The sequence below is a fragment of the Microcystis sp. LE18-22.4A genome, assembly GCF_027531105.1.
In the GTDB taxonomy this organism is placed as follows: Bacteria; Cyanobacteriota; Cyanobacteriia; order Cyanobacteriales; family Microcystaceae; genus Microcystis; species Microcystis aeruginosa.
This window is the reverse complement of the sequence record NZ_JAPZRB010000314.1, coordinates 1-13,331: the sequence shown is the minus strand read 5'-3', so window position 1 is coordinate 13,331 and position 13,331 is coordinate 1. Positions and strand designations below refer to the sequence as shown.

The window sequence follows — 13,331 nt, the reverse complement described above, 5'->3', positions numbered from 1 at the left end:
GCGGGTGTTGGTAAGCTTTCTCCCACTCACCTTCACGGTTCTGGCCATCTATGGCTCTGACGCTAGGGGAGATCGTTTCAAGCGTTGGACGACTCCCATCATAGGAATAGCGGCACTGTTCGTTACAGTGCGTATTGTCCTGATACTCGTGGCCTTCTCTATCAATCCCCGTATGTGTACGATTGTCGGCCCCAATCACCACCAGATTTGGGCTGACTACCTCGCGTCCTACGGCATACCAGCGATCGATATTGGCAATGCGCTTCTCTACGTCGCGATTCCCACTCTCGCCACTTTTTTGTTCCTGCGTCCGATTTGGGTGGCGAGCGTTCTGTCCGCTATCGGACCGGGAACTCTAATCCCGATCCGGATTCTGCTACCGCTTGAATGGGCTTCGGTGTGGTGTTGGGTCACTTCCCTGTTTCTATTTTTCGGCCTTGCCGAACCAATCATCGGGCAAGCGGGAGCGAAGCACTTTTTCAGGCCGATCGCTCTCCTGTTTTGGAAAGATTAGCTATCTTGCAAAAGTAACTCAAGATAATCTTTTTGTCGGTAACGAAGGGGAGCATCCCACTTTCATGACAAGCAATTATACTTAGGGCTAAAATTCTATATGCCATAGCTTTCGGGAAGGTCAGAGACTTTAAACAGTCATCTAAATTCTGTGATTGGAACCAGAATCATATCCACAAAAGCTTTATCGCTCGCTTAAGTGTTTGGGATGCTCCCGTCTATGGCAGGGTAAAAGCCTCTCAATTAGTCTTGAAAAAAGGCTTTCAGCACAGCTTTAAAACAGGATTAGGTACAAAAGATAGGACGGCTTAACAAAGCATGGTATCTTTTCAACCCCTCCTCGGTAAAATTCGGGTTGAACCAGACCAGTGTAACTTCGGAGTCGAAATTTCCTTGCGGTTTTCTAATCTTTTGGAAAGCCATACTTTCCCATCTGAAACCATGCTTTTTGTAAAACTCGATCGCCCTTGTATTACTCCGATGGGGCAAAAGTTCAAATCGGAGGATATGGGGCATATTAGCTTCAATCTCTCTCAGATAAGCATCGATCAGTTGACCGCCGTATCCTTTCCCCTGCAACTCTGGATGAACTATCATGGTCGCATTAGTGAGGACGTGAGCCAGACACTTAAATCGTGAAGTGAAAGCTTTCAAGTAACCGACAATTTCTCCCCCCTCTTCGATAACTAGAACCAGCCCGTACTTTAATCCTTCCTTTAACATATCGCCCACATAGTCGAGTGTAATTTCCCCTTCTTCTTGGGTTAAATTGCCAGGGTTCGAGCGAGCGACGATTTTGTAGAGTTTGTAGAGCGGGCGGATATCGTTCTCGGTTGCCCTTCGGATAATAGCCGAACCGTATCCCTGCGTCGGTAGAATCGCTTGGAAACTATCTCTTCTGGCCGAGCGGGTTCCGGGGATCGGACACTCTGGAGAATAGTAAAAACCTTTCATGGCCGCCTCTCCCTTCGATCCTCTCTATGATCATACCCGAAATCGAGGGGAACCGATAAAATCGATCTAAAATGAGGACGGGATGGAACAACCCTCAAACCGTCAACTATCATCATCTATCGAGGGGAGCGATCGAGCTATGAAGATTCCTAAGTTACCCGATGAAGTCACCATACCGATCAACAGGAAAACCGTCTGGCTTTTCGGTTTGGGGGTAATCCTCTGGTCTTTATTCGTCGTGGCAATAAACGATCACTTTTTCAGGATCGACGAGATTATAGTTTATCCTGACGGTTCGAGGGAATATCGGGTCAATCCGAAATAATTAAACCGTTTCCGCTAGTACACCTTGTTATGGATTTCAATAATCTTCCCCGACCTTTTACTCTCAAACGATGACAAGAATCAAATTTGATCACCTAAGTTCTCTTTAGTCGTAGTCACAATCCCGACTATTTAGGATAATTTATTTAATTTTTGCCCTGCCAATCTGCTTAAAAAATACCGGTTAATCTCCTACTATCCTGAATAAGATAATATTAAGTTGAAATCTGATGTCCAAAGATATAGATGATGTGAAAAATAGCTTTCTGAAAGATGAATATTTTAAACTCCAAGATCAGTACGAAGACTACGATAGACGCGCACTGCAAATAAAGGGGTGGATTAGCGCAGGATCTATTGCTGGTTTTGCCATAGAAATAAACTCTAAAACTTACAACAGCCCAACATTATTAATTATTGCCACTATCTCTCTGTGTTTTTGGTATCTAGAATCAATGTGGAAAATGTTTCAGTATTCCATAATTGATAGAATTCGCATCATTGAAGCACACTTTAGAAACGACCAAGAAATACTAATAAAAAATCCTGCTCCCCTGCAAATATATAATTGGTGGTTTCGCTCATTTAGTAAAGACGAACCGATTTATTCATACGAGAAACATCGTCCTCGTTCAAAACTTATAAGGCTATGGGCGGCAGGGAAACAAACATTTGTGCATTTGCCGTATTCGTTAATTATATTGATTTGTATTGCACTTTACCTAGTGGAATTAAAACAAGGCTGATTTTAATCATGAATTGTCCTCTAGGCAATTCTTAAAACCTAGTGATAGGCTAACTTGATACACAATTATCATCCATATCTTGATTCAACTGATAATTGCAAAGTTATCTATCAGACGTTTGACAAAATAGCGAAAATGTTGTGAAAATATTGGCGATTGTGATACTCAAAAAGCGTTGAAGGCCAAACCCCCAGTAAACTCGTTGGTTTTCCTAGAACTTCGCACTGTCTAGCTTAATTCGGTAACATCAAAAATTACTTTGAAGCGATAAACTCTAAACTCTTGATATGAAGTCTGGGACTCCGCTCGTCTCCCTTCTATCCCTCGCGCAACAACCTGAAAGTTACGCCGTGAACGATCTCCCCTCTGTCCAGAATCATGCCTAAATTCAAAGCTTGATGGTAAGGTCAAGATGAATTGACCCTACAGAAGAATCCATACTCTCCGGAACTATGCCAATATCTAAGGACTACTGGCAAAACTTAAATTTGCTCGCTCGTCGGGCAGGGGGGTTGTCGTTAATCCAGGGCTTTTTCTGCAAACTATACCCCCACCTCTCCTCGCTCACGCCGCCACCCACCCCGCCACCCCACCCACCGCCCAGTCCTGACCCCAAAAGAAAAAGGGAAGGGCTGACAGGGGTTGCGGTTTCTTGGAGTTCGTCGGTGGGTTTGGACCCCTCTGGTCGCTGGCGGACTTTGGCGCGCCTTGGGTCGTGGACTTCGCTGATAGCGGGCTGGTTTGGATGCGCGCCAGCCGCCGACTTCCCGCCGGGGTCCCGCAAATAGATCGGAACTGCTACTCTCTATTTATCGGTTTTTGAGTTTTAATGATATTTTATCGTAAAATAATGATAAAATAGAGAGATAGAGTTATTTTTCTGCCCGTGATTCCTGATGCCGTCGTTTCTCTTGTTGCCACCGCGCCCTGCGTTGGCTTCTCTGGTTCGCGTTCCCCTTCCACCGCCTCTCTTGCGGCCGTTTCTGCTATTGCCGCAGAGGTTCCCGCCTCCTGCCTGATCTCGGTGGGGTGTGCCGAGGGTGTCGATCGCCTTGTCCGTTCTCTTTTTGCGTGCGCCCGCGTTTTCTCGGCCTCCTCGTTCGGGGTTGGGCGTGGTTCCTTTGCATCCCGCTCGGTGGCCTGCGTTGGCTCCGTTTTCCCCGACGGCGTTTGGCTCTCCTTCCCCGCGTCTCCCTGTCCCCCCGGTCTGCTGCCGTCTAGGTCTTCTTCCCGTTGTTTCGGCGGGTTCGGTGCTGGTTCTTGGTCTTCTCTAGCCTTAGCGGTCGGTTCCGACTTGCGGTGCGCGGTTTTCCTTCCCCCCGATATCCCCTCGCCGGGATGGGGGCTGGTGTCGCTGGGCGGCGGCTGGTGGCTGTGGTCGCCGGTTGCCTCTCAGCTATTGCTTTTCTAGTGCTTTTCTAGCGGGGAAGTCCCCGCTTTTTTATCCCATTTTATCTAAAAAATTTTTCTATCTAATGATAAATTATCACTATTTTATGATAGAATAAGATTATAGAAGTTTTTGGAGAGAACCTTATGTACCAGTTGAACCTCTGCGATCAAGTAACGATCTTTCTTTCTGATAACGGCGAACAGCGCTGGCCTATCAACCCGAGGGATCGGGTACGCCGGCGATTCCTTACCTACCTAGCGGGAAATAATAAAGCCGAGCTTAAAAAAGCTTGTCAGTATCTGGATATTCAAAGCTTTGAAATTCGACTCGCCAAAAGATTGCAAGCCTATAAATGGGAATGTAAAATCGAGGGGATGGCCTGGAATGATGCCCTCGAATTAGCAGTAAATTTAGGTGCAGATTTAAGTCAGTGCGTCCCGATCGATCTGAAAAATTCAAGATACAGAAATTACTCGATCGAAGCACTAGAATCCGAAAAAGTTCCCTATTAAAAAATCTTATCTTCCCCGCAAAAATGCGGGGATTTTTTTATCTATTTATTGATATTTTATCAAAAATTTATGATAAAATAAAAGTATAAACCAAAGAAAGAAGGATAAAGCGATGACTTTATTTCCAGATAACTGGATCGAAATATAGCGTTTCCTGTTCGCAAGAGGTACATTATCGATGTTGAAAAGCTTAATTAGCAAAGGTTTAACTGTGCCACACAGGTGTGAGACCCGCTATAGTCGGAACGACAGTAGAAAAGGACAACCTCATATTAATTTGGCGGAATAGTGATCGAACAAAAGTAGGGACGATGACCGTAACCAAATTATTAGAAATTGTCCCAGTTGCTAACCATTTATAGGTTCCATATCAACCTAGATAACTGCAATTAGCTAGGCTGACCAACACATTAAATCACCATCTGGAGAATATCATGAAATCCCATCTAGAAAACGCTCTTGACTATTTACTGCTCGCAAAACAAGAGAGCCAAGATAGTTCCTTCGAGCGCTCCCAAATGCTCAATAAAGCGATCGAGAATATTTCCCTGCTACTGACCGAACCAGAAGATAGTTGGACACCGCCCAACCGCCACGATTTTTTGATCGCTGACCTGCTGATCGAGGCCTGCCAATAAACAGTAATTGCAATTGCACATCGGGGCGCTTGCCGCCCCCCAGAAACCGAGATAAAGGACATCTGAACAATGGCTAAATCAAACTATACACCCTCGGACAAATTCCAAATCGTCAGCGATCGCTTAATGCAGTTACTAGAAAATGGCGTTAAGCCTTGGGTAAAACCTTGGAAAGCGGTCGGCTATCAGAATTTGATCACGGGTCACGAATACACGGGCATTAACCCGCTACTCTGTGCGATCGATTGCATGGCTCAAAACTATGAACAGCCCTACTTTCTGACTTTTAAGCAAGCGAAAGAAAACGGCTGGACGATTAAAAAAGGCTCCGAATCCACTTGGATTCGTTGGGGTGGTTCCTACGCGGTAGAAATAGAGGATGATCGAGGTGAAACCGTCAGGGAATTTCGGAATTCTGCCAAATGGTTTAACGTTTTTAACGTGGCCTGTGTCGAGGATAAAAACGCCGAGATCAAGATCGCTCACTTCTCAAAACCCGAACCGATCGGACGAGAACACACCACCGATCCGATCATGCAGAAATTCCTTAACAGCCAAGAGGCGACGATCTCCCACGGTGGCGATCGAGCTTTCTACAGTCCAGAACGAGACGAGATCCGCCTCCCGGAATTATCCAGCTTCCAGAGTGTGGCGGGATACTACGGAACGGCGATCCACGAACTCGCCCACTGGACGGGACACAAAACGCGACTAAATCGAAACCTATCGGGTGCTTTCGGCTCTCAATCCTACGCTTTCGAGGAACTGATCGCCGAACTTGCCGCCGCGTTCGTTCTCAATGAATTTAACTACACGGGAGAACTGGAACACCACGCCAACTATCTAGGCAGCTGGTTAAAAGCGCTGAAAAACGATAATAAATATTTCTTCAAGGCCGCCGGTATGGCCACGAAAGCCTCCCTATTTTTGCTGGAAAATTGGCAATCATAACACCTGTAACTAAGACAACTTTTCCCCCGACTACATCGGGGCTTTTTTTCGCAACCATTCGACGATGATATCCGACAGAAAATCACTCTGATTCTTGCCAGAAGCCTCGATCAGCAAATCCAATTCTCGATCGAAAGCTGCTGGTAAACGCAGGGAACGGCCCCGCCCCAAAAGCTTATCCCTCGGTACAAATTCCCCCACCTCATCTCGCGGACGCTCAACCGCCACGGGTCGGGCCGGCTTAGAAATTGCCGCCTCTACCGACCAACCCCGATCGATGCGCTTATAAACCGTGGCCAGGGGAATACCATTAGCGATCGCTGTCTCTTTGTCGGCAGCATTGAGAATTTTTCCTACTTTCCCCATCTCTTTATTATTGAATCTCTAGTCTGTCCTAACAGATAAAAATTTTTTATCTTCAATGATTGATATTTTATCATTAATCGGAGAAAGACCAGATCGAGGGAATTAGTTCGCGAGAGAAGATCACAGAAAGAGAAGCGTCCAAAGAAAAAAAGCTAAAGCCCCCCGCGTAGCCTCCATGATTCGGATAAGACTTTTATTTTTCGCAGTTGTCGGGATGCTCTAACTCTTGCAAAAAAGAGGTGATCACCTCTCTAACTTTTTCCTGCCAGTTATCGATCTTTTTCAGCTTGGCATATTGAGAGGGCGGCAGCCTTAACGTTAACTTGGCCGTGCAAGGCTCGTCCCTATCGGTAGAGAACCTATGTTCTACTAAATCGGGGTTGCCCCCTGGTCTTCCTCTCATCTTATTTTTTACTATTCTCGGCCTTAGTCTAACATGACGACACGCTATAAAGTTTTGTAAACTTTAGGCAAAAGTCTTGCTTATAGCATGACGACACGCTATAATAGAATCATCGAGTTAAGGAACTCGAATCAAACGGGGGAGGACAACGGCGAAATTGCATCCCCCGACGCTCACCAAAATGAGGTAATGACATGATAGCAGAAGAGATCAAGAGTTCACCCAATGGTAATTTCAAACTTTACCAACTTTGCAAAAATGTGGTGATCTGCCAGACCGCCACAGACCCGCACGGTTGGGGCAATGCCACGGAGGACGAGCCGGCCTTTATGGTCTATCTAGGTTGCAAAAAAGAGGAAGTCGAGGGTTACATCCGAACTTTCAATACTTTTTATCGCTGCTACTGGTGCGAAGTCCGCAAACCGAAATATTTAAAAGACTTTGAAGCCGAGATCAAGATTCGGGGAATGCAGCGCTATATCGATTCCCACGCCTACGGACTCGATTACTTAGTCGAATCTCAAGCTGGCAAGCACGGCCAGATCATCCATTTCGATGAAATAGATTTCGATGAGTACAACTACCGCACGACGGGTTATATGCCCAAGTGGTAAAACTTATTCCCCCACCTTTGGGGGATTCTCAAATAATTTTAGTTCAAAGAAATGCAAGGAGAAAATCATCATGGCTACTAAAAAATCGAATCAATTTTCCGTCTTCGGCACGCGAACCGATAATGCTATTTGTTTACCCGATATCCCCTACTCGGTAAGAATCAACTGTAAGGATGGCGGGCTTTTTATCGGTGGCTCGGAAGCGCAACACCGCAAAACGAACCCCGATCAAAAGATAGATATCGGCATCATCAAAGCTTCCAAATTCTTCGGCAGTCTGGGCAAAACCGAAAATGTGCTATGGATTCAATTATTCTACATCCCCGGACCGAACGTTTCCCCCGAAATTCTGCCTAAAAATACGGTCTGTGTTTCCTACATTAAAAAGCAGTCGATTTCCAACCTTTTTAACAAGGTGCAGGAAGCGATGAACCACGGCGAACCCGGTATGGGCATCTTTACAATTGGCTTCAATCGGGAAGTAGGAGAAAAAGGAACCTACTACAGCGTTAGTTTCGACTGGCGCGAACGGCAATCAGAAGAAGAAAAACAGCAACTGGGACTTATTAGCGACTTCGTGATCGCTTGCGGCGATCAGCTTGTTGATTTAGAAGCAACCCGCGATTTCATCTGTGTGGATGGCTGGACGGCACAACAATTACAGGCACTCACCGCCCAACGCCAAGAACTAGAAGGAACCCGAAATCAGCGCACCCTACCCGCAGCTTAATCGATAAAAACGACGGGAGAGGGCAACCTCTCCCCCATTCAGGAGAAACCATGACCCAAACTAACCCCCGACTCTGGCAACTTGCGGAAATCATCGGCGAACTGGAAACGGTGATCACCGATATCTGCGAAGACGAAACCCTAACCGACGAAGAGCGGGAAGCCAAGCTAGAAAAGGCCTTTACTCGATGGTTGGAGGCCGGCGACTCTTTTAAGCACAAAGCCGAACGGGTAGCAGCCTACATCCACCATCAAGAGGCATTGGCCGAAACAAGGAAAGCCGAAGCCAAAAGAATCCGCACCCTAGCGGAACAGACGGAAAATCAGGTTAACCGATTGAGACGCTACCTAACGAACGAGATGCTGCGAACCGGACAGACCCGTATCGACGGCGTGACCGTTAAGGTCGGTTTGCGTCGAAAACCGACGCGAGTGATGCTCAACGTTCCCCCAGAAGAACTACCCCCCGAATATGTGCTGGTGGAATACACACCCAAACTAACAAAAATTAAAGAACTGCTCAAATCAGACGATCAAAAGGCAATTGATTGGGCTTTTCTCTCCGAATCTCACGAATACTCGCTAATAATTCGCTAAACAAACAACAATGAAAGAATACACGGGAATAACAACAGTAGAAATCGAGGTGACGATAATGGCTAAAAATAAAACCCACGCCGAACAGCTATTCGAGGAAATATTTCCCATTGTCTCGATCGAAAATGAAAGCCAAGCGAACCTAATCGATGAACGGACAAGCCTCGACAATAACTGCGAGTGGCAAGTAACCGCACGAGATAATTAAATTTACTCATTCGCCGGTCGGTGGGGTTGCATCTAGGTTCTTTGCTTCGCTGCCGCAAGGAAGCGATCAAATATTTCGAGAGAGCAAACACCCCTGGCCATCACTAGCTAATTTTTAATTTACCAGTTATCAGTAAATCAAAAAAATTAGGAGTGGAGAAATGTACATAAATTTAACTACTGACGAAGCGGTAAGATTGCTCAAAAAAGATGATAATGCGATTTGGTCTTGGGACGGAGCCTTGGCGCTAGTTCAATATTTAGAAGACTTAGAAGACAGTACAAACACAAAAATAGAATTCGATCCAATTCTATTTCGGTGTGAATACTCAGAGTATTCTAGCGTATTGAAAGCGGGTGAGAATTATTCATTTATTCCCCCAGAAGATAGCGATCAAGAAGAAATAGAAGCGGCAGCACTTGAATATTTACAAAACAAAACTACCGTTATTCAATTTGAAGGAGGCATAATTATTCAGCAGTTTTAAGCTACCAATTATCAGTAGATCAAATCGGCTTGATAGACTTAATATTATTAATACTATTAAAAGCCGATCTAGAACTGGTTCTAGCGATCCACATCCCCCCCTTTTTCCGCTCAAGAATCCCAATCTTAACCCCTAACAAATTAAAAAACCATGAAATGCCCCCAATGCGAATCATCGGAAACTTATAGAAAGAGCCTAGAAAGCCTAACTATTTACTGCGATCACTGCGGCCACCAATGGCAAGCAGAACAGGTAAAAAAACCTCTCGCAACGGCACAGAAGCGGGAAAAAAAATATCCCCGCCATCTACTAAATATCGGTGTCTATATATGCCCAAGCAACCCAAGTAAATATTCTTTTGCCATCAACAACGGTAACGGAATTGCAGTTTTTAAGGAATTTGAATCAGATGAATTTTTGAGCGGATGTTATGACTCGATCGAAGAAGCATTAGAGGCAGGAATAAATTGGGTAAATGGGAAAGATGAAATATAAATCGAATCAAGACGAGCGCCCTGTAAAAAAGATAGGGCGCAGGCAAACGGGAGTTAAAACTGGTCAATCCGGCTACAGCTTTATCGAACTGCTCGTTACCTTAACCCTGATCACTATCCTGCTGCTGATCGGTTTTTCTATACTTTCGAGATTAATAGCGGAACTCCGCTTAGATATGGCCACCTTTGAACTGTCCCAACATTGGAAGTTCACCCGCTTCGATGCCATGGGAAGCGGAACTACTCCCACCACCCTCTGCATGAAAGACGACGGACGGATCGAGGTGGCCAAGATAGCCGGCGACGATTGCGAGACGGTCAGCGAATGGCAGTCTCTGACGAACGGGGTGGACATCGACACCACCAATTCCACCCTGAGAAGAGTTAGCGGTGTCGGGGGAAACGACGGCACGATCTACCGGGTTAGTTGGGCCGATACAAAGGGCGGCATGGGCGGTTCTTGGGGGCAATTAGGGCGACTGACACTGACCGCCCAGGGAACGACCGCCAAACGCTGTCTATTTTTATTCCGTGTCGATGGTTCATGGGATATCCGCGAAGACAACCGATGCTGGAAATAAAAAAGAAAGAAAAGACGGAAGAAAAGGCTAACGCCATCGGGTGTAAATCATTCGCAACACAACGATGACAGAACAAACCCTATTAGCCCACCTCTCCGGGCAATTCCCCCAACTTCCCAACCTCGACCTCACCCTGCTAACACGAACCCTCTTTCCTCTATCCCCAGTCGAACTCTATACCCTCAGACTCGCTCACGGCGATAACGCTATCATGAAGGCCGCCATTGATAGTACCGTTCGGCAACGGCAAGAGGAGGAGGAAATCGCCGCCCTCGAACGACAGCACGAAATCTATGACGAGTATCGTCACTGCTGTGGCGGTTGGTAAACTTTATTCGGTGGGGACATTCCCCGCCGAATGGCGATTTAATAATCATTTTGTCAATAGTTACTACAGATCATACAATCAAAATATCAATTAATAGCAGTTTTCATCAAAATGAGGTATGGGCAAGAAACTTAAACCCTTTGTTGGCATAACTTGTTGATAACTCAGTAACGGGAAAAGTGCTATAATATGCTAGTTAGGTTATCGCGGTTCCATAGAAATTTTCTCTATTCTCCCGCCAAAACGGATAAAATGCTTGAGATTCAAAGTTAATAAATGATCGACTTCCGCTTTTAATGAACCATAAGCAATTAAAGCATCATAAATCGCTCCTCCTCTTAAATTTAAAGTTACCATAAGATTAATTACAGCTTGATAATCATCGCTTGTTAAGGAAATAATCTCAAAGGAATCTAAATTTTCTTTAATTAATTGTTGTACCAATTGAGGAGATAGACGAGGTTTTGCGGGAAAAGCCGATAAAATTGCGTAGAGTTCTGCAAGAGTATGAGTTCCAATATAACCCTGAATTTCTCCTCGTTTAACTCTGATTAACCAAGAAATACAAGCTGAGTGCTGTTCATGGTTGACTAAAATAGATGCAACCAAAACCGACGTATCGAATAAAACTTTAATCACAACATTAGCTCATTCTTTCTTGTCTAAGCTCCTCGATAAAAGCTTCAGTATTAACTAGCAATTGGCTGTCAACAACCAAAACATCATTCTCGTAATAAACCTTTGGCTCTTCCTTAATTGGATTTAAGACTAGCTTACCATCTTGAACTTCTACCTGAAATTGACTATCATATTCAATGCCTAGTTGTTCCAGCAAAGTTTCAGGAATTTGAATACATCTACTTCGATCGAGCGTCACTAATTCCATGGCAATTATCTTGAATTCTTTTATCTTCATTATACCGCTATATTTCTCCTGTAGCTCTTAAAACCCCTAAAATAATTCGACAAAAATCAGGAAAAGCCGTCGTAAAACGACGGGGTTTTAACCCAAATCTTCGATAACTGAAGGGAACTTAAGCAATTTTGGGAAATATCCAAAATTAACTGTTTTGCGAACGCAAAGCGCTCGCTACGCGAGATTGATTGCGATACCGCCGAATATTACGCTAGAGTTTATTCTGGCTTGAGGAAAAAGGGAAATCCGATTCCCACTAACTGTATGTGGATCGCAGCGACCGCTCTACAATAATCTGGCTTTATTTAGCTATGACAAGCATTTTCGGACGGTCGATGGGTTGATAACAGGAAATAGCATCGCCAATTTTGCGATTATTCCTATTTAAACTGCCCGGGAGATCACAAGTCAAGACAAATGTATTCTCAATGACAAAGAGATAGTTTATGCTGATTAAATAAAGGAGTTTTGAAATCATATCTAAAGAGTTTTAACAATTTTTTTATCGGAGAAAAACATAATTTTTTCGAGAAAATAAAATTAGTTAATTCTCGACAATAATATATAATTAATTTAGAAGAATAGTTATATTTTAATCGGCTATAAGTAGTCGTGCAAAATTAATTTCGGCTCTTCTCTACTTTGTGTGATAAGCACTGATTATCATTCGTAGGAGTCTTGCTAGGCAAGGCTTTGAAGACTATATTTCTATAAAATTATCCCTATTCTTCTTCCCTCCACACAGAAACCAGAAGAGCCAAAAACCTTCGTCACTTGAAATGCCCATGCTGCTCACAAAGCTAATTGTCAATAGCGTTTTAGGTGCGCTTACCCTTAGGTAGGAATAATTACATGGTTTGAACGGAATAAAATTTTAATTTTTCCTCAATCTTTCTGACAATTCGGAGCGCTGTGACTCCCGAAATCTTCAATTATTCTATTAAGTGCTATAATTTTATTGATAAAACAATTTTTGCTGGTAGCTAGTTAAGCTTAGAAGGAGTTGATGTTATGTTAGTTAAAGGAATTAAAAAAGGCAAAACTATTGAGTTATTAGAGGAAGTTGATTTTCCTGATAATGAAGAGTTATTAGTGGAAATTAGAGAGGTTAATGATTTTTGGTCAGCCTTGCAAGATTTTAGACAAAGAGTAGATTTGGCAAGTCTTGATGATGATAGTTTTGATAATTTACGCGACAAGTCAACGGGGAGAGATGTTCGTTTATGACTCTCAAATATTTGCTAGATACTAATATTTTGTCAGAGGCTAAACGACCTCACCCGAATCAGAAGGTTATGACAAAGCTAAGATTATCTAAACGGGAAATAGCCACAGCTACTCTGGTAATCCATGAGCTATTATTTGGTTGTTTTCGACTTCCTCTGTCTAAAAAACGCCAAGACTTAGAGGATTATGTAGGGTTTGCTGAATAATGGTAAAAACCTTACAGGAAAGGGCTTTTAGCTTGATTGAGAGCTTCCCAAATGCACTTAAATCTGCTAGAATCTCTTAAAACCCTTGCATCACCCTTGCATCACCCTTGCATCTTCTCTAATTAGTGCTAATGTACCGTAAAA

Annotated in this window: 21 protein-coding genes and 1 pseudogene; 17 read left to right on the top strand and 5 right to left on the bottom strand. The window is 44.1% G+C overall.

The window, feature by feature from the left end; translation table 11 throughout:
- On the top strand, positions 1 to 514 hold a 514-nt coding region (locus tag O9295_RS14125), incomplete at its 5' end, for a hypothetical protein (RefSeq protein WP_288033429.1).
- Positions 515 to 798: 284 nt separating this feature from the next.
- On the opposite strand, the gene O9295_RS14120 is transcribed toward O9295_RS14125, so the two are convergent.
- Complete coding sequence (locus O9295_RS14120; RefSeq protein WP_288033428.1) at positions 799 to 1,467, bottom strand: GNAT family N-acetyltransferase; 669 nt, start codon at positions 1,465 to 1,467, stop codon at positions 799 to 801.
- 82 nt (positions 1,468 to 1,549) lie between these two features.
- Between O9295_RS14120 and O9295_RS14115 the strand changes: the two genes are divergently transcribed.
- The 5 genes from O9295_RS14115 (at position 1,550) to O9295_RS14095 (ending at position 6,031) form a co-directional block, all read left to right on the top strand.
- Positions 1,550 to 1,792 (top strand): hypothetical protein, encoded by a 243-nt coding sequence (locus tag O9295_RS14115; RefSeq protein WP_288033427.1) that lies wholly within the window; start codon positions 1,550 to 1,552, stop codon positions 1,790 to 1,792.
- A 229-nt stretch (positions 1,793 to 2,021) separates the two neighbouring features.
- Entirely contained in the window at positions 2,022 to 2,537 is a 516-nt protein-coding gene (locus tag O9295_RS14110; protein ID WP_288033426.1) for a hypothetical protein, read from the top strand.
- A gap of 1,536 nt (positions 2,538 to 4,073) precedes the next feature.
- Entirely contained in the window at positions 4,074 to 4,442 is a 369-nt protein-coding gene (locus tag O9295_RS14105; RefSeq protein WP_288033424.1) for a hypothetical protein, read from the top strand.
- A gap of 434 nt (positions 4,443 to 4,876) precedes the next feature.
- The gene (locus O9295_RS14100; RefSeq protein WP_159294851.1) at positions 4,877 to 5,080 is read left to right on the top strand and encodes a hypothetical protein; all 204 of its coding nucleotides are present in this window, start codon (positions 4,877 to 4,879) and stop codon (positions 5,078 to 5,080) included.
- A 69-nt stretch (positions 5,081 to 5,149) separates the two neighbouring features.
- Positions 5,150 to 6,031, top strand: a complete 882-nt coding sequence (locus O9295_RS14095; RefSeq protein ID WP_159294850.1) for an ArdC family protein — start codon at positions 5,150 to 5,152, stop codon at positions 6,029 to 6,031.
- Positions 6,032 to 6,061: 30 nt separating this feature from the next.
- Here the strand turns inward: O9295_RS14095 and O9295_RS14090 are convergent, their stop codons facing one another.
- A complete protein-coding gene (locus tag O9295_RS14090) occupies positions 6,062 to 6,397 on the bottom strand; it encodes a hypothetical protein (RefSeq protein ID WP_288033422.1) in 336 nt (111 codons plus the stop codon).
- A 193-nt stretch (positions 6,398 to 6,590) separates the two neighbouring features.
- Positions 6,591 to 6,800 carry a hypothetical protein gene (locus O9295_RS14085; protein ID WP_159294848.1) on the bottom strand — a complete coding sequence of 70 codons (210 nt, stop codon included), beginning with the start codon at positions 6,798 to 6,800 and terminating at the stop codon, positions 6,591 to 6,593.
- 194 nt (positions 6,801 to 6,994) lie between these two features.
- Between O9295_RS14085 and O9295_RS14080 the strand changes: the two genes are divergently transcribed.
- The 9 genes from O9295_RS14080 (at position 6,995) to O9295_RS14040 (ending at position 10,932) form a co-directional block, all read left to right on the top strand.
- On the top strand, positions 6,995 to 7,414 hold the full coding sequence (locus O9295_RS14080; RefSeq protein ID WP_159294847.1) for a hypothetical protein: 420 nt from the start codon (positions 6,995 to 6,997) through the stop codon (positions 7,412 to 7,414).
- Between the two features lie 70 nt (positions 7,415 to 7,484).
- The gene (locus O9295_RS14075) at positions 7,485 to 8,144 is read left to right on the top strand and encodes a hypothetical protein (RefSeq protein WP_288033421.1); all 660 of its coding nucleotides are present in this window, start codon (positions 7,485 to 7,487) and stop codon (positions 8,142 to 8,144) included.
- Between the two features lie 50 nt (positions 8,145 to 8,194).
- Positions 8,195 to 8,740 carry a siphovirus Gp157 family protein gene (locus O9295_RS14070; protein ID WP_288033419.1) on the top strand — a complete coding sequence of 182 codons (546 nt, stop codon included), beginning with the start codon at positions 8,195 to 8,197 and terminating at the stop codon, positions 8,738 to 8,740.
- 10 nt (positions 8,741 to 8,750) lie between these two features.
- Entirely contained in the window at positions 8,751 to 8,948 is a 198-nt protein-coding gene (locus O9295_RS14065; RefSeq protein ID WP_159294844.1) for a hypothetical protein, read from the top strand.
- A 160-nt stretch (positions 8,949 to 9,108) separates the two neighbouring features.
- Positions 9,109 to 9,435, top strand: coding sequence for a hypothetical protein (locus O9295_RS14060; protein WP_159294843.1), 327 nt, complete (start codon positions 9,109 to 9,111; stop codon positions 9,433 to 9,435).
- A gap of 150 nt (positions 9,436 to 9,585) precedes the next feature.
- Positions 9,586 to 9,930 (top strand): hypothetical protein, encoded by a 345-nt coding sequence (locus O9295_RS14055; RefSeq protein ID WP_288033418.1) that lies wholly within the window; start codon positions 9,586 to 9,588, stop codon positions 9,928 to 9,930.
- Positions 9,920 to 10,510 carry a prepilin-type N-terminal cleavage/methylation domain-containing protein gene (locus tag O9295_RS14050; RefSeq protein WP_288033416.1) on the top strand — a complete coding sequence of 197 codons (591 nt, stop codon included), beginning with the start codon at positions 9,920 to 9,922 and terminating at the stop codon, positions 10,508 to 10,510. Before O9295_RS14055 ends, O9295_RS14050 begins: the two co-directional genes overlap by 11 nt.
- A 64-nt stretch (positions 10,511 to 10,574) precedes the next feature.
- Entirely contained in the window at positions 10,575 to 10,838 is a 264-nt protein-coding gene (locus tag O9295_RS14045; protein ID WP_288033415.1) for a hypothetical protein, read from the top strand.
- On the top strand, positions 10,804 to 10,932 hold the full coding sequence (locus O9295_RS14040; protein ID WP_288033413.1) for a hypothetical protein: 129 nt from the start codon (positions 10,804 to 10,806) through the stop codon (positions 10,930 to 10,932). Before O9295_RS14045 ends, O9295_RS14040 begins: the two co-directional genes overlap by 35 nt.
- Positions 10,933 to 11,039: 107 nt before the next feature.
- Here the strand turns inward: O9295_RS14040 and O9295_RS14035 are convergent, their stop codons facing one another.
- Together O9295_RS14035 and O9295_RS14030 are read right to left on the bottom strand one after the other, a co-directional pair.
- Positions 11,040 to 11,477, bottom strand: coding sequence for a type II toxin-antitoxin system VapC family toxin (locus tag O9295_RS14035; protein WP_288033411.1), 438 nt, complete (start codon positions 11,475 to 11,477; stop codon positions 11,040 to 11,042).
- A gap of 4 nt (positions 11,478 to 11,481) precedes the next feature.
- Positions 11,482 to 11,754, bottom strand: a complete 273-nt coding sequence (locus O9295_RS14030; protein ID WP_052734173.1) for an AbrB/MazE/SpoVT family DNA-binding domain-containing protein — start codon at positions 11,752 to 11,754, stop codon at positions 11,482 to 11,484.
- Positions 11,755 to 12,765: 1,011 nt separating this feature from the next.
- Between O9295_RS14030 and O9295_RS14025 the strand changes: the two genes are divergently transcribed.
- Together O9295_RS14025 and O9295_RS14020 are read left to right on the top strand one after the other, a co-directional pair.
- Positions 12,766 to 12,981: a hypothetical protein gene (locus O9295_RS14025; protein ID WP_288033410.1), complete on the top strand. Its 216-nt coding sequence runs from the start codon at positions 12,766 to 12,768 to the stop codon at positions 12,979 to 12,981.
- Positions 12,978 to 13,172 (top strand): annotated as a pseudogene (locus O9295_RS14020) (PIN domain-containing protein); the annotation flags it as partial. The gene O9295_RS14025 and the pseudogene O9295_RS14020, both read left to right, overlap by 4 nt.
- Positions 13,173 to 13,331: the final 159 nt, after the last annotated feature.

What these genes read in the sequence shown, in the direction of transcription:
- O9295_RS14120 (WP_288033428.1), bottom strand. Translation starts at nt 1,467, where the DNA reads ATGAAAGGTTTTTACTATTCTCCAGAGTGTCCGATCCCCGGAACCCGC.
- O9295_RS14115 (WP_288033427.1), top strand. Translation starts at nt 1,550, where the DNA reads ATGGAACAACCCTCAAACCGTCAACTATCATCATCTATCGAGGGGAGC.
- O9295_RS14110 (WP_288033426.1), top strand. Translation starts at nt 2,022, where the DNA reads ATGTCCAAAGATATAGATGATGTGAAAAATAGCTTTCTGAAAGATGAA.
- O9295_RS14105 (WP_288033424.1), top strand. Translation starts at nt 4,074, where the DNA reads ATGTACCAGTTGAACCTCTGCGATCAAGTAACGATCTTTCTTTCTGAT.
- O9295_RS14100 (WP_159294851.1), top strand. Translation starts at nt 4,877, where the DNA reads ATGAAATCCCATCTAGAAAACGCTCTTGACTATTTACTGCTCGCAAAA.
- O9295_RS14095 (WP_159294850.1), top strand. Translation starts at nt 5,150, where the DNA reads ATGGCTAAATCAAACTATACACCCTCGGACAAATTCCAAATCGTCAGC.
- O9295_RS14090 (WP_288033422.1), bottom strand. Translation starts at nt 6,397, where the DNA reads ATGGGGAAAGTAGGAAAAATTCTCAATGCTGCCGACAAAGAGACAGCG.
- O9295_RS14085 (WP_159294848.1), bottom strand. Translation starts at nt 6,800, where the DNA reads ATGAGAGGAAGACCAGGGGGCAACCCCGATTTAGTAGAACATAGGTTC.
- O9295_RS14080 (WP_159294847.1), top strand. Translation starts at nt 6,995, where the DNA reads ATGATAGCAGAAGAGATCAAGAGTTCACCCAATGGTAATTTCAAACTT.
- O9295_RS14075 (WP_288033421.1), top strand. Translation starts at nt 7,485, where the DNA reads ATGGCTACTAAAAAATCGAATCAATTTTCCGTCTTCGGCACGCGAACC.
- O9295_RS14070 (WP_288033419.1), top strand. Translation starts at nt 8,195, where the DNA reads ATGACCCAAACTAACCCCCGACTCTGGCAACTTGCGGAAATCATCGGC.
- O9295_RS14065 (WP_159294844.1), top strand. Translation starts at nt 8,751, where the DNA reads ATGAAAGAATACACGGGAATAACAACAGTAGAAATCGAGGTGACGATA.
- O9295_RS14060 (WP_159294843.1), top strand. Translation starts at nt 9,109, where the DNA reads ATGTACATAAATTTAACTACTGACGAAGCGGTAAGATTGCTCAAAAAA.
- O9295_RS14055 (WP_288033418.1), top strand. Translation starts at nt 9,586, where the DNA reads ATGAAATGCCCCCAATGCGAATCATCGGAAACTTATAGAAAGAGCCTA.
- O9295_RS14050 (WP_288033416.1), top strand. Translation starts at nt 9,920, where the DNA reads ATGAAATATAAATCGAATCAAGACGAGCGCCCTGTAAAAAAGATAGGG.
- O9295_RS14045 (WP_288033415.1), top strand. Translation starts at nt 10,575, where the DNA reads ATGACAGAACAAACCCTATTAGCCCACCTCTCCGGGCAATTCCCCCAA.
- O9295_RS14040 (WP_288033413.1), top strand. Translation starts at nt 10,804, where the DNA reads ATGACGAGTATCGTCACTGCTGTGGCGGTTGGTAAACTTTATTCGGTG.
- O9295_RS14030 (WP_052734173.1), bottom strand. Translation starts at nt 11,754, where the DNA reads ATGAAGATAAAAGAATTCAAGATAATTGCCATGGAATTAGTGACGCTC.
- O9295_RS14025 (WP_288033410.1), top strand. Translation starts at nt 12,766, where the DNA reads ATGTTAGTTAAAGGAATTAAAAAAGGCAAAACTATTGAGTTATTAGAG.